At 65.0% G+C, this 13330-nt stretch carries 9 protein-coding genes; 4 read left to right on the top strand and 5 right to left on the bottom strand.

The window, feature by feature from the left end; translation table 11 throughout:
* Positions 1-36: 36 nt before the first annotated feature.
* The 5 genes from IPG14_RS09605 to IPG14_RS09585 all read right to left on the bottom strand — a co-directional run bounded on the left by IPG14_RS09605 (position 37) and on the right by IPG14_RS09585 (position 5768).
* Positions 37-282 carry a hypothetical protein gene (locus IPG14_RS09605; RefSeq protein ID WP_343391651.1) on the bottom strand — a complete coding sequence of 82 codons (246 nt, stop codon included), beginning with the start codon at positions 280-282 and terminating at the stop codon, positions 37-39.
* Positions 283-383: 101 nt separating this feature from the next.
* The gene (locus IPG14_RS09600; protein ID WP_343391650.1) at positions 384-1631 is read right to left on the bottom strand and encodes an acyl-CoA dehydrogenase family protein; all 1248 of its coding nucleotides are present in this window, start codon (positions 1629-1631) and stop codon (positions 384-386) included.
* A 76-nt stretch (positions 1632-1707) separates the two neighbouring features.
* A complete protein-coding gene (locus IPG14_RS09595) occupies positions 1708-2985 on the bottom strand; it encodes an MBL fold metallo-hydrolase (RefSeq protein WP_343384002.1) in 1278 nt (425 codons plus the stop codon).
* Positions 2982-5024, bottom strand: coding sequence for a S8 family serine peptidase (locus IPG14_RS09590; protein ID WP_343391649.1), 2043 nt, complete (start codon positions 5022-5024; stop codon positions 2982-2984). Before IPG14_RS09590 ends, IPG14_RS09595 begins: the two co-directional genes overlap by 4 nt.
* A 111-nt stretch (positions 5025-5135) precedes the next feature.
* A complete protein-coding gene (locus tag IPG14_RS09585) occupies positions 5136-5768 on the bottom strand; it encodes a carboxymuconolactone decarboxylase family protein (protein WP_343388514.1) in 633 nt (210 codons plus the stop codon).
* Positions 5769-6040: 272 nt separating this feature from the next.
* Here IPG14_RS09585 and IPG14_RS09580 point away from each other — a divergent pair, with 272 nt between their 5' ends.
* From IPG14_RS09580 to IPG14_RS09565, 4 genes are all read left to right on the top strand, one after another.
* Positions 6041-6763, top strand: coding sequence for a Crp/Fnr family transcriptional regulator (locus IPG14_RS09580; protein ID WP_343384005.1), 723 nt, complete (start codon positions 6041-6043; stop codon positions 6761-6763).
* Positions 6764-6992: 229 nt separating this feature from the next.
* Positions 6993-9764, top strand: coding sequence for a molybdopterin-dependent oxidoreductase (locus tag IPG14_RS09575; protein ID WP_343391648.1), 2772 nt, complete (start codon positions 6993-6995; stop codon positions 9762-9764).
* A gap of 125 nt (positions 9765-9889) precedes the next feature.
* Positions 9890-12742, top strand: coding sequence for a molybdopterin-dependent oxidoreductase (locus tag IPG14_RS09570; RefSeq protein ID WP_343391647.1), 2853 nt, complete (start codon positions 9890-9892; stop codon positions 12740-12742).
* The gene (locus IPG14_RS09565; RefSeq protein ID WP_343384008.1) at positions 12742-13329 is read left to right on the top strand and encodes an ethylbenzene dehydrogenase-related protein; all 588 of its coding nucleotides are present in this window, start codon (positions 12742-12744) and stop codon (positions 13327-13329) included. The genes IPG14_RS09570 and IPG14_RS09565 overlap by 1 nt, the downstream gene beginning before the upstream one ends.
* Position 13330: the final 1 nt, after the last annotated feature.

The raw sequence follows: 13330 nt of genomic DNA, 5'->3' as shown, positions 1-13330 counted from the left end.
CCTCCTCGACGTGTCCCAGCTGGAACGCCTGGCGGCTCAGCCCGAAAGCGCCGGCCGGGGCGCGTAAACAGCGACCCGGTAGCCGAGTTCCTCGGCCAGTTGCGCCTGGGCCGCGACGCTCAGCGCATCGACGGTGATCTCGGTCACCGCCTCATAGTTCAGAAGTACGCGGAAAAGCCCGGCCCCGGCCGGGTTTTCGGCTTCGAAGTGCACGACGGACTGGAACGCCCCTTCGACCCGGATCTCCAGGTAGTCCGCATGCTCGTGTAGCTGGTACGGCAACAGACCCTCCGCAAAGTGCCGCGCCGGCATCTCACCGGCGCGTCATGAGATCTATCGTGTCAGAGCAATCGCCTACGTGCTGGAGTTCCTTCCAGCTGCTATCAGCGAGGTCGTCCGTGCCCGAAAAGGACCTGGGCGACCCGCCGGATCTGGATCTCCTCCGAGCCCTCCGTGATGCGGTAGCGCCGGTGGTGCCGGTAGATGTGTTCGAACGGCATATGGCGTGTGTATCCCACCCCGCCGTGCACCTGGATGGCCTGGTCCGCAGCGTTGCACACCAGCCGGTTCGCCCGGTAGTTACACATCGCTACCTTGTCGCTGATCTCCATGTGATGCGTCGAGTCCAGTTCGTGGGCCGTCTTGTACACGAGGTTCCGCACCATCTCGCACTCCGTCTGTAGTTCGGCGAGTGGCCATTGGATGGCCTGGCGAGTCGAAAGTGGCTGGCCGAAAGTGATGCGCTTGTTCGCGTACTTCACCGATTCGTTGATGCAGTACTGGGCCGCGCCAACGCCGGAGGCCGCCTGCCGGATCCGGTTCTCGTGCGTGAACGTATTCGCCAGGGCGAGACCGTCTCCCTCCGCCCCGAGCATCGCATCCGCAGGCACTCGAACATCGCTGAGTGTGACTTCCGCATGGTCCGAAGGCATGTTCAGCGTCCACCACATGAAGTCGACTGAGAAACCCTCCGCTTCGACAGGGACGATGAAGCAGCTGATGCCCTTGGGCTTGCCCTCTTCGCCGGAGGTCCTCGCAAAGACAAGGTCGTGGGTGGCGTTGTGAAGCCCGCTGTTGAACCTCTTCTGGCCGTTGATCACCCAGTCGTCCCCGTCTCGGATTGCTCGCGTCTCGAGCCAGCTCGCGTCGCTGCCGTGGTCCGGCTCCGTCAGCCCGAAGGCCACACGCGTCTCCCCGCTGAACATTCCGTCCAGGAACTGCTTCTTCTGGGCATCCGTCCCGTAGCGCTCCCACATCTTCACGGTCGGGAAGTTGCCGACAACGGCGGACTCGTTCTGGAGATCGTTGTGAAGTCCGAGCCCCTTTGCCGCCAGGTGTTCGCGAATGATCGCCATGCCGAGGTTGGTGCCGCCCTTGCCGCCGTACTTCGTGGGCAGCGCGTAACGCAAGAAGCCCGCCCGGTCTGCCCGCCGCCGCATCTCCGCAAGGAGGTCCTCCCAGTCCTTTCGCGGGGTGCCGCCGTTTTCGAAATCTGTCCGCGCGAACTCCCGCCGGTGGTCGAAGAAGCGCATGTTGTCGTCTTGTTGTTCGAGCGGCTTGATCTCGTCCTCGATGAACTGATCGATCTGCCGCAACAGATCCTGGATCTCTTCCGGAATCGTGAAATCCATGGGTAGGGGCCTCCCAGGTGAGTTTCTCCACTACGTACGCGCTTCACGTCACCGGCGCAAGCGCCTCGCCTCGTCCCTACACCGGCACCTCGAACGAGTCCCCAAGCAGGCTCTCGGAGCGCAGGCGCCCCCCGCTCTGTTGCTCGAGTTGCCCCACCAGCGTCTCGACCTCGGACATGTGTGCGCGCCCGGCCGCCGTTTCGGCTACAGAAGAGTGGCTGTTGAACCAGAAGGTGAAGGGAGCCCCCGCTCCCTCGGCGAAGCGTCGCTCTGCGATCAGCGATACCACCCGTAGGTCGGGGTTCGCGTGCTCTCCGTTTGCGCAGAACACGTAGTGGTCGGCCGTGATGGCGTCGCAGAACTGCTGCTCGATGTTGTGTTCCGAACCGTGGTGCTGGACCTTCAGCACCTCCACGTGAAGCTTCCCCGCCGGGTCCAGCTTGCCCCGCCTTTCGAGCCCATGAAGGATGTCCTGCCAGTGGCCGTCGCCCGTGAGCAACACGCGTCTCCCGCCCTCTTCCGCCAGCAACATGATCGAGGCGAGGTTGGGAGTCGTCACCTTCGAGCGCGCGCCGAGTTCGTTCCCGAGGGCGATCAACTGACTCGCCGGCCAGGCAAGCGCGCTGCTTCCCATCGACTCCTCATCCGCGGCCGCGCGCTGCTGGATGGCCAGCACCGCCTCGCCGTGCGTCTCCAACCACGCCTTCCACTCTGCCCGCAGTTTGGTCACGTCGGCGGCGAAGGGCCCGATAACGGTCAGTGTCACCGTCCCCAGCTTCGCGGCCTGGGCGATCCCCTCGACCGTTGCGAGTTTGCCGGCGAACTGCTTGTTCAGGGCGATATCGAGTTGATTCGGGCCGATCCTCCGCGAGACTTTCAGCGCCTCCGGGATGCTCTGAGCGAGCAGTCCCTGTTTCGAGCCGTCGCGTCGCAGCTCGGCGGCATCGGCCGCCAGCAGCAGCGGCGCAGAGGCCGCGAGAGTGTCTTCCACCCGTTCCGTGAGATTGCCCAGCTGATCGCGGAAGGCGTTGTGCCAGATGCCGCCGAGCTTTGGCGGGCGCGGCGTTTGTGGAATAGGGTGGCCTGGATTGCCGTTGGCGACCTGGAATTCGTGCACGCGCCACGCCGCCTCATCGTCCAGCATCCGCAGCACGCCGGAGATGTGGTCCCGGTCGATGTGCGACACGTACACCAGGTCGACCTTCTTGTTCGCGTCCCGCAGCCGTCCGAGCTCCGGCGCCACATGGTTTTCATACGATTTTTCCATGCCGCCGTCGATGAGCATCCGTTTCCCGTTCTTGCTCGTCAGCAGCAGGCAATCGCCCTTTTCCGACCGGAATACCGTGAGCTTCATGTCCGGTCTTCCCGCGCGAACAACAGCCCGGCCTCGCGAATGCACGCCTCGGGGTCGATCTGCCCAAAGCCGGCGTCGTTCGCCCAGCGGAAGTCTGCTCCCGGCAGCGGCCGTGCCGTCCGCCGGATGATGCCCTCGACCTGCGCAGCGGTGAGCTGGCGCTCTTTCGCCAGCATCAGGCCCACGACCCCGGTCACGAACGGGCTGGCCATGCTGGTGCCGGTCATGGCCAGCCACCGCTTTTCCGGATCGGCACTAAAGCCGCGGGCGGCGACGACTCCCGTCCCCGGCGCCGCGACGTCGGGCTTCGACCTCCCATCGCGGGTTGGCCCCTGGCTGCTGCTGATGTGGATCCGCCCGCGCGCCTCGTCCAGGTTCGCTACCGAGATGATCCGCTGGCCACACGCGAGCGAGCCCACCGACGAATCGTCCACGTTCGACCTCTCGGAGAGGTAGGAAGGGAATCGCCATGCTTCGCGATTGTCTGCGACGCCCACCCGGACAGGGTCATCTCGCTCGATCCATGCATCGAACTTGCCGTCGCGGACTTCCTGGCCGTGCAGGCGTACCGTCCACTTGCCGGCCTTCACCCCGACGATCCCCTGGCTGTTCAGCAGTGGGCTGAGGAAGATCGAGATATGGTTCGCACCGTTCGCCGGGTGATAGAGCTCGTTGTAGACGCTGAGGAAAGACCCGTCGCGTAATTGCCGGTTCTCCACGAACTGGCGGGGGCCGACTGGCCCGATCCACCGGCCGTCGGGCGGCAGAATCGACACTGCGAAACGGTCCTGGGGGCCGTACCAGATCTCCATTTCGTTCTCCGAGATGTCCATCATCCCGTTGCCGGCCACCATCCATTCGATGTCCGTTACCAGGTCCCGCGCAGGGATGCGCCCGCTCGTGTGGATCCGCCCCATGATGAAGCCGAAGTCGTTGGCGGCTTCCGGGCGCTCCTGCCCGGCATTCCCGGCCGCGACACACACCGCCCGTCCCGGCGTCGCCATCGCCGAATCAATCCAGCGCGAGACGGGTGCGCTCCCGTCGTGGGCATGCCCGTTCGTCCCGAGGCTCACGTTGATCGCCACCGGCAGGCCCATGACTCTCCCGAGGTCCAGCAGGTAATCGACGGCATGAGCGAGCCTGGTCGAATCGTAGAAGCTCTTCCGCCGGTCGCCGTCCTCAGGCCCGAGGCCGATGAGCACCCCCGCCAGGGCAGCGTTCCGGCAGACGCCGAGGTTTCCGGCGGCGATGCTCGCGACGTGCGTGCCGTGCGAACCGTCCACCGCGTGCGACTGGCGTTCCACTTCCCATGCCCTCACCCCCAGGCGTGGTGCGGCCTTGATCGCGGCGTCGAGGTGCGGCTTGAGAAACTCGGCGCCATATCCGTGTGCCGCGTTGGTGGATGGCGCCGGCCGGGCGTTCCCTCCCTGGTCCCAGATTGCCGCCCAGCGCGTCCTTCCGTTTCCATCCAGGAAGTCCGGGTGTGAAAAGTCGAACCCTTCCACATCCACGATACCGATCAGCACTTTCGGCGGCCCGGAGGCCCCGCTGAATTTTCGGAGGGATGGCGAAGGCGCCGCGACGGAGCCGCCGGCAATCGTCGGCCGAGGCGCTTTGAGCGTCTCCCCGATTTCCACCCATGCCACGTCTTTCTGCGCCAGCAGGCGGGGGATGTCGTTCGGGCTCATCGTTGTGATCACGAGGTCGCGCCGCTGCGCGTCGGTGCCGGCGATCACGTCGCCCGGGCGCGCCGCCGGGTCTTCCAACTGGACGAAAACGTTTACCGCGACCTTTGAGGGCAGTCCAGGCAGCTTTCCGCGCACCACGGACCTGGGCATTTCGCTGCGCTTGATCGGCACTGCCCCCTGTCCCCGGCAGGGGGGCGCGGCCTCCAGCAGCACCTCTTCTTCAACACGCATCGCAGCGGATAGCTCCGCCCGCACCGCGTTCACGGCGTCGGTACCATTCGCGATCATCCGCAGCTTCGGCTGGAGCTTGTCCAGTTGGCCCCGGAACAGTCGCTCGCTTTTCGATTGCATCGCCTGCCCCCCTGGCTATCGGCGCCCTTTCCGGCCCGTCCAAGGGTAGCCCGTCCGGGCGCCGAAAATCCAGAGCCGCAATTAGCGCTATCTCACGCTGGGAAGCGGGAGCTAACGCGAGATCTGGCTCATGATGTCGGCCGAGGCGCCGACCGGCGCTGCCACCTCGACGACTCGCTCGTCGAGGTCATCGAACTCCAACCGGAGCGCCCGACACACCATCGCGTGCAGCCGGTACGTCCCTATCGCGTAGCTCAACTCGAGGATCGCCGCATCGCTCAGGTGTTCCTTCAGGCGGGCGAAGGTTGCCTCCGGTACCCGTCCGTCGGCCAGCACAAGGTCGTCGGTGTAGGCGAGGATGGCACGGTCCTGCGCGTCGAAGACGTCCGCGGAAGCCCAGTTCGGGATCGCCGCGAGCTTCTCCTCCGGGACCTTCGCCGCCCTCGCGGCCTTCGAATGCTGGGAGAACACGAACTGGCTCCCGGCGCAGTAACCGGTCCGCGTGAGCGCCAGCTCCCGCTGGTACGGTGTCATCGCCCGTGCCTTGCTCGAAAGCAATCCGAAGCCTGCCTGGGCGTGCGCCAGGACGTCCGGAGAGAGCGCGAACACCGTCCACCAGTTGCCCGGCGTGCCCGTCGCCGTGCCGGGCTCGGCCACCGGGTCGCGGCCCTGGAAGAGTCGCTCGTACACCAGTTGGACTTCGGGCGTCGCCTCGGCTCGGGGCACCTGGCGCAATCGTGGCATGTGGTTTCTCCTGCATGGAAATGCTCGGCAGCCGGCGCTTCGCGCCGACCGTTCGCGGGAGCGAACGATACCCTGCGCGCCGCTTCCTCGCGCGGGGTTTTTCGCGCTGCTGGCGAACATTTGCCGGCGGTCCCAAGGGAGTGACATTAATCACATCAACCCTCTCGCCCGGAGACACAGCATCACTCAGAGGTAGCCAGGCAATGTTGCGCGCATCGTGTGTTGGGAAAGCCATGCAGGCCACACCGGGCGAGGATCGAATTGTTTCGGCCTTGCGTAAGTGTGCCCTCGTTTCCGGCCTCAGCGAGGCAGAAGTCACCGAGGTCGCTACGCGCGCCTCCATTCATAAGGTGCGCGCGAACCGCCGCCTTTTTGAAGAAGGCGAGGAGTGTAAGGGCCTCTGGATCGTCACGGCGGGCCGCGTTCGCCTGCTCCACCTGATGGCCGACGGCCGCCAGCATGCCGTGGGCTTCCATGCGCCCACCACCCCGCTGGACCTCGGCGCCGCCCTCGACGGCCAGCCGTATATGACCACGGCGATGACCCTGATCGACTCTGAGTTCATCCTCATCCCCAGGCCCGTGCTCATCGATCTCGGGCGGGACTACCCGGTGACCATCCGGAACGCCATCGACCTGTTGTGCATCGAAGTCCGCCAGCGAGACATCACGGCCGCCGTCGCCGCGCTGAAGGACGCCCGCGGCCGCATCGGCTGCAGCCTCCTCCAGCTCGCCCGCCAGTTCGGCACCACCGATGGGTCCGCTATCAGCATCAACTATCCGCTCACTCGCCAGCATATCGCCGACCGATCCGGCGTCACGGTCGAGACCGCGATCCGGGTGATGTCGGAGATGCAGCAGAACGGCGTCATCCAGACCGACAACCAGATCATCCAGATCCTCGATCTCCCGCGCATCAGCGATGCAGTGAGCTGCGATGGCTGCCAGTTCGAGTGTTCCGTGTTCGCCCAGAAGACCGCCGTCCGCTTGCGCTGACAGCCGGTCGAATAGCTTCATCGAGTCCCGCCCGCGGTGTGAGTCCTCGAAGGCCGTCGCACGCCGTCGCGGCTGCACACTATGACGGCCGTCATGCTCTTCGCCTCTTGCATCATGCCACGCTCGCCTCGGCTACGAGTGCCTGTCTGCCCGAGTGCGTCCCGGTTGCCGCAGTCACGCCTTGCCGGCAGAGCTCCGAGGAATTGCCCCACCAACAGGAGGACTCACGATGACCGTCCAACAACTCGGGAAAAGCCTTCCCGTTCTCGATGGCCCATACCGCTCTCGGTGGTCATGGGACGAGGTCCGCTGGGCCTCCCACTGCATCGACTGTTACCCCGGCAACTGCCCCATGCGCGTCTACGTCAAGGATGGCCAGGTCGTCCGCGAGGAATCGGCCGCGACCTTCCCCACTTACGAACCCGGTGTCCCCGACATGAACCCGATGGGCTGCCAGAAGGGTGTCGCCTGGTCACGCATGATCAAAGCCGAAGAGCGCGTCCTCTATCCCCTGAAGCGCGTCGGCGAGCGTGGGTCGGGAAGCTGGGAGCGGGTCACCTGGGATCAGGCGACCACCGACATCGCCGATAAGATCCTCGACGCGGTTATTGAAGTCGGCGGCGAGTCCATCCTCGCCCCCGCAGGCTGCAACACTCCCCCCGCGTCTGGCGCGGGCCGCGGCGCCCTGCTCGGCTCGGTCGGCGGTTTGACAACCGATGTCAACGCCGAGATGAACGACTTCGCCCCCGGGTACTACCTCACCTATGGCACCTTCGACCCCGTCAGCAGCGTCGATGACTGGTTCCAGTCAGAAGTCTTCATCATCTGGGCGGGTAACCCGAACTACACCCGCATTCCCCACATCCACTTCGTCAACGAAGCGCGCTACAAGGGCACGGAAGTCGTCATCATCGCCCCCGACTTCTCCCCGTCCGCGATCCACGCGGACTATTACATCCCGGTCAACGCCGGGACCGATGCAGCCTTCGCCCTGGCGATGGCACAGGTCATCATCGAAGAAGGCCTCGTCGACAAGACGTTCGTGAGCGAACAGACCGACCTCCCGCTCCTCGTGAACAAGGCAACGAACCGGTACCTCCGCGCGAGCGACCTTCCCGAAGGTGGCAGCGACGAACAGTTCTTCGCCTGGGACACCGCCGCCGGGGCCCTCGCCCTCGCTCCCCGCGCCAACCTGAAGTGGGGCGCTGTCGAGCCCGCTCTCGAGGGCGAGTACACCGTTGTCACCAAGGACGGCCCCGTCACCGTCACGCCGCTCTTCACGATCGTGCGCGCCCGTCTCGCCGAATACACGCCAGAGGCGATTCAGCCCATCACCCGCGTCGACCCCGCGACAACGCGCCTCCTCGCGCGGAAGATCGCCTCCAAGCGGACGGGCATCCTTTCCGCTCTGGGCGGCATGGGCAAGCACTACCACGGCGACCTGATGGAACGCGCCCAGCTCCTCGTCCTCGCCCTCACGGGGAACTGGGGCAAGCAGGGGACGGGCGTCCGTGCCTGGCTCGCCGGCCTCTTCGATGGCTCCGCCACGGTCATGATGAAGAGCAAGCGCGGCCCCGAAGAGGTCGCCGGCCTGCTCGACATGCGCGACATGCTCGTGAACATGAAGATCGCCGAGGATCCTTCCCTCACCCCGCTCATCGTCGCCGTCGAGCAGTCCCGCCAGTCCTCCGCCGGGCTCGTCCCACCCGTCTTCTGGTGGTACCACCACGCTGGCTACAAGGAGACATGGGAGAAGCCGGACTGGCATGACCCCAGCATGAAGCGGCCGTTCACCGAGTACTTCAAGGAAGCCACCGACAGCGGCTGGTGGAACGGCGTTGACGTCCCCCGCAAGGACCAGCCGACTCGCGTCATCATCGAGATGGGCGGCAACGTCCTCCGGCGCACGCGTGGCGGGAGCAAGATGCTGCTTGAGCATCTCTGGCCCCAGCTCACCTGCGTCGCGACTCTCGAAGTCCGGATGAGCACGACCGCCCTCTACTCCGACTACATCCTTCCCTGTGCCCAGTGGTACGAGAAGATCGGCTTCGGAATCCCCTCCACCCACGTGATGCACCTCACGTTCTGCGACAAGGCGGTCGAACCGCCCGGAGAGTGCGTGGATGAGTGGGAGGCCTATCGGCGAATCGCTGAGAAGGTGCAGGAGCGCGCCCGTGCCCGCGGTATCAAGCCCTACACCGACTCTCGCGGCATCCAGAGAGACCCGGCCAACGCCCACGAGAACTTCACGAAAAAGGGCATCTTCCTCAACGAGGAAGACCTCGCCGATGAGATGATCCGGGACAGCGCCGTCACCGGAACCGTCCCGGCGAATGCCAGCCTCGAAGACATCCGCGAGAAGGGCTACTACCGCTGGCAGGGCCTCGGAATCAACCCTCGGGCTATTGCCCAGGGAACCGAGCCGAAGCCCAACGAGACTTTCGTCCCATTCCGCGATCACGTGGAGAAGGGTGATCCCTACCCGACGCTCGCGCGCCGCGCGCAGTTCCTCATCGAACACCCGTGGTTCGTCGAAGCCGATGAGCACCTGCCGCGGTACAAGGCTCCTCCTCTGATGGGCGGCAACTACGACTTCCAGATCACCAGCGGTCACAACCGCTGGAGCATCCACTCCAACAACAACTCGACCCAGCTCATGCTCGATACCCACCGCGGCGCCCCGCACCTGGTGATGAACACCAGCGACGCACGCCGCCTCGGCATCGAAGACGACGAGATGGTCCGCGTCCACAACGACCTGGGAGAGTTCCAGGTCGCAGTGCTCCTTTCCGAGAGCGCCCAGCCCGGCCAGGTCGTGATGTACAACGGCTGGGATCCGTTCCAGTTCCCGAACTGGGCCGGCCCGAACGACCTCGAACCCGGGATGATCAAGTGGCTCCACCTCGCCGGCGGCTACGGCCACCTCCGCTACTGGGTCACCGAATGGCAGCCCTCGCCTGTCATGCGCAGTACTCGCGTCGGAATCGCCAAAATGGGGTGACGATTCCCCCGCGGGATGCAACGAACCGGGAGCCGACAGGCTCCCGGTTCTGTTTTCCGGAGGTCCGCAGCCCTTATGACCGCAGTCATAACCAGCCCTCTCCCGCCTCTCACACCATTCCCGGCATGAAGGCAGCAGAGTCAGACCGGATCTACACGAGCCCCAGCGATCTCTACCGCAAGAAGTGGGACTGGGACGCCGTTTACTGGGGCACCCACTGCGTCGACTGTTACCCAGGAAACTGCCCAATGCGCGTATACGTCCGCGGCGGACAGGTCTGGCGAGAAGAACAGTCCGGGTCGTTCCAGACCATCGAGCCCGGTGTCCCCGATTTCAACCCCATGGGTTGCCAGAAGGGCGCCTCGTGGAGCCAGTCGCTCTACGGGCCGGACCGGCTCCTCTACCCCCTGAAGAGGGTCGGTGAACGCGGCGAGGGCCGCTGGAATCGCGTCACCTGGGACGAAGCACTCACCGACATCGCGGATCGCATGATCGATGCCATCGAGGCCGGTGGTCCCTCGAGTATCGCCCACGAGGGCACCCCGGAGATGGCCACCGTCATCCCGACCAACAAGTTCTTCAGCACACTCGGTGGCCACGGGCTCGACCTGAACGGTTCGATCAACGACTTCTCCATCGGCCTCTACGAAACCTTCGGGCGCTTCAGCCAGGTTTCCTCAGCCGATGACTGGTTCCACTCCGAAGTCGTCCTCATCTGGCACATGAACCCCATCTACACGCGCATCCCGTTCTACCACTTCATCGCCGAAGCCCGGTACAACGGAGCCGAAGTCATCAACATCTCCCCGGATGTGAACCCTTCCCACCTCCACGCCGATATCCAGGTGCCCATCAACGGCGGCACCGACCCGGCCTTCGGCCTCGCCCTCGTCCAGGTCATCCTCGAAGAGGGCCTCGCGAACTGGAAGTTCATCAAGGAACAGACAGACCTCGGCTTCCTCGTCCGCACCGATACGCGCCGCTACCTGCGCCAGGCGGATGTCGAAGGTCAAGGCCCGGAAGACCAGATGTACCAGTGGGCCGTCGGTTCAGGTATCCGCAAAGCGGACCGCGCCAATATCTTCTTGAAGGACGTCGATATCGCCCTCGAGGGCACCTTCGATGTCCAGCTCAAGAACGGATCGACGGTCCAGGTTCGGTCGGCATATGACTTCCTCAAGCAGCACCTCAACGAGAAGTACACGCCAGAGAAGCAGCAGCCGATCACCGGCGTCCACCCGGATGTCATCCGGACCATCGCCCGCAAGTGCGCGACCAAGCGCACGAACATCATGCTTGGCTACAACGCCTGCAAGTTCTACCACGGCGACCTCATGGAACGTGCCCAGGCGCTCCTCCTGGCCGTTACCGGCAACTGGGGCAAGAAGGGCACCGGCATCCGCTGCTGGGCCTCCGGCATGCACGATGGCGCCTTCATCGCCGTCAACAAGCCCGGTCCAGGGGCGGCCAACACGGAAATCGTCCTCTCCGGCCGCGACGCCGCTATCGCCGCCTTCAAGCAGATGGACCCGACGGCGACGACCGAGATCGCGGTCAAACGCATGGGCCAGATGTCAGAAAAGCTGCAGCGCTCGCCGGGCGGTCTGGGCGGCATGCTGTCCGGTGGCGACGACGGGGAGTCATCGGCGCACCCCAACGCCTCGACATCGAGCCCGCCAGCCTTCTGGTGGTACTGGCAGGCGAACTACCAGGAACGCTGGAATACGCCGGGCTGGGGCGATGACTCGCTCCCGCGCTCGTTCGATGAGTACTTCAACGAGGCCATCAGCAAGGGCTGGTGGGAAGGCATGGATCACCCGCGCCCCGAAGACCCGCCTCGCGTCCTCATCGAATGCGGCGGGAACATGCTTCGCCGCACGCGTGGCGGCAAGAAGGCGCTCCTCAATACCCTCTGGCCGAAGCTGGACCTCATCGTCTCGATCGACTTCCGCATCAGCCAGACGGGCCTCTACAGCGACTACGTCCTCCCTGCGGCCCAGCATTACGAGAAGATCGGCTTCCACATCCCGACGCCGCACCTCATGAACCTCACCTTCAGCGACAAGGCGGCCGAGCCCGCCGGCGAAGCCCGCAACGAGTGGCAGATTTACCACGCGATCTTCGAAAAGATCGCCGAGCGCGCCAGCGAACGGGGCCTGACCGCCTACAAGGACACCAAGGGCATGACCCGCCGCTACGCAGCGTTGCCCGGCGCCTACTCGATGAAGGGCTTCCTCCTCGATGAGGAGCGGCTCGCCGACGAACAGATCCGCGACTCCGCCCTCGCCGGCACGCTCCCCATGGGCACCAGCCTGCGAACCCTGCGGGAAAAAGGCCACGTCCGCTTCATCGACTGGGGACTCTCCCCGATGGCGCTCGCCCAGGCATCGCCAATCAAGCCGAACGAGACGCACGTCCCCTTCCGCGACAACACCGAGCGCGGCACTCCGTTCCCTACGTACGCTCGCCGCGCGCAGTTCTACATCGACCACGAGTGGTTCCTCGAAGCCCACGAAGAACTGCCGACCTACAAGCCGAACCCGAACATGGGTGGCGACTACCCGATCGGCATGACTTCCGGCCACAACCGCTGGAGCATCCACACCATGAACCAGGCCAACTGGGTCATCCTTGGCACTCACCGTGGAGAACCCGATGTGGTCGTGAATACCGATGACGCCGCCGACCGCGGTGTCAAAGATGGGGATCTCATCCGCATCTGGAACGACGTTAGCCAATTCAAGAGCCGTGCCCGTGTCGCCCCGAACGTGAAGCGTGGCCAGCTCATCTCCTACAACGGTTGGGCCGGGTTCCAATACCCCGAGTGGAGCGGAGCCAACGAGATTGAACCGGGGATGGTGAAGTGGATTGGTTTCGCAGGCGGCTACGGCCACCTCAGCCACCTCGGGGCAGAATGGCAGCCGGTACCGGCCGAACGCTGGACCCGGTGTGATTTCGAAAAAGCGGAGGTCGACTAATGAAGGTCGCGAAACTCACTGGCGCGCTGGCAGACCCGGCCGCCGCCGCATGGCAGTCCGTTGAGAACGTCCGGGTCTCACTCGCCCCGGTCGCGCTCGAGGCCCAACCAACCGAGTACATCCGCGAAGCGTGGAGAGACCGCGACTACGGCCAGACGGCCGAGGCGCAGGTGAAGGCCGCCAGTGACGGCGACCGGCTCTACCTCCGCGTCGAATGGGCTGATGACCCCGTCCCGAACCACGAGTTCCAGGATGCCGTGAGCGCCATCTTCCCCACGAACGGAAGCGGCGTCCTCGCAACCATGGGCGATGCCGAGAAGCCGCTCGCTCTCTGGTTCTGGGAACAGGGCCGTCCCGGCCCCCTTCGCCTCATCTCGTCGGGCCCCGGCGTCGTCACCAAGGATGCCACCGCCAACCTCGGTGCGAACGGCGTCCTCGCCAATGGCCGCTGGAGCGTCGTCCTCAGCGGGCCCGCCGATGTCGCGCAAAAGCGCAAAGTCGCCCTCGCCGTTTGGAACGGCTCGCGCGATGAGCGTGCCGGCCTTGCCGCAGTGAGCCAGGAATGGCTCCCGCTGGAAATGGAGTAAG

The organism is Candidatus Amarobacter glycogenicus, from assembly GCF_016704105.1.
In the GTDB taxonomy this organism is placed as follows: Bacteria; Chloroflexota; Dehalococcoidia; order Tepidiformales; family Tepidiformaceae; genus Amarobacter; species Amarobacter glycogenicus.
The sequence above is the reverse complement of the archived record's forward strand: the minus strand, read 5'-3'. Positions and strand labels throughout refer to the sequence as shown.

Excerpts from the sequence above, each read along its gene's own strand:
- IPG14_RS09565 (WP_343384008.1), top strand. The coding sequence starts at position 12,742 with ATGAAGGTCGCGAAACTCACTGGCGCGCTGGCAGACCCGGCCGCCGCC.
- IPG14_RS09595 (WP_343384002.1), bottom strand. The coding sequence starts at position 2,985 with ATGAAGCTCACGGTATTCCGGTCGGAAAAGGGCGATTGCCTGCTGCTG.
- IPG14_RS09600 (WP_343391650.1), bottom strand. The coding sequence starts at position 1,631 with ATGGATTTCACGATTCCGGAAGAGATCCAGGATCTGTTGCGGCAGATC.
- IPG14_RS09590 (WP_343391649.1), bottom strand. The coding sequence starts at position 5,024 with ATGCAATCGAAAAGCGAGCGACTGTTCCGGGGCCAACTGGACAAGCTC.
- IPG14_RS09570 (WP_343391647.1), top strand. The coding sequence starts at position 9,890 with ATGAAGGCAGCAGAGTCAGACCGGATCTACACGAGCCCCAGCGATCTC.
- IPG14_RS09575 (WP_343391648.1), top strand. The coding sequence starts at position 6,993 with ATGACCGTCCAACAACTCGGGAAAAGCCTTCCCGTTCTCGATGGCCCA.
- IPG14_RS09585 (WP_343388514.1), bottom strand. The coding sequence starts at position 5,768 with ATGCCACGATTGCGCCAGGTGCCCCGAGCCGAGGCGACGCCCGAAGTC.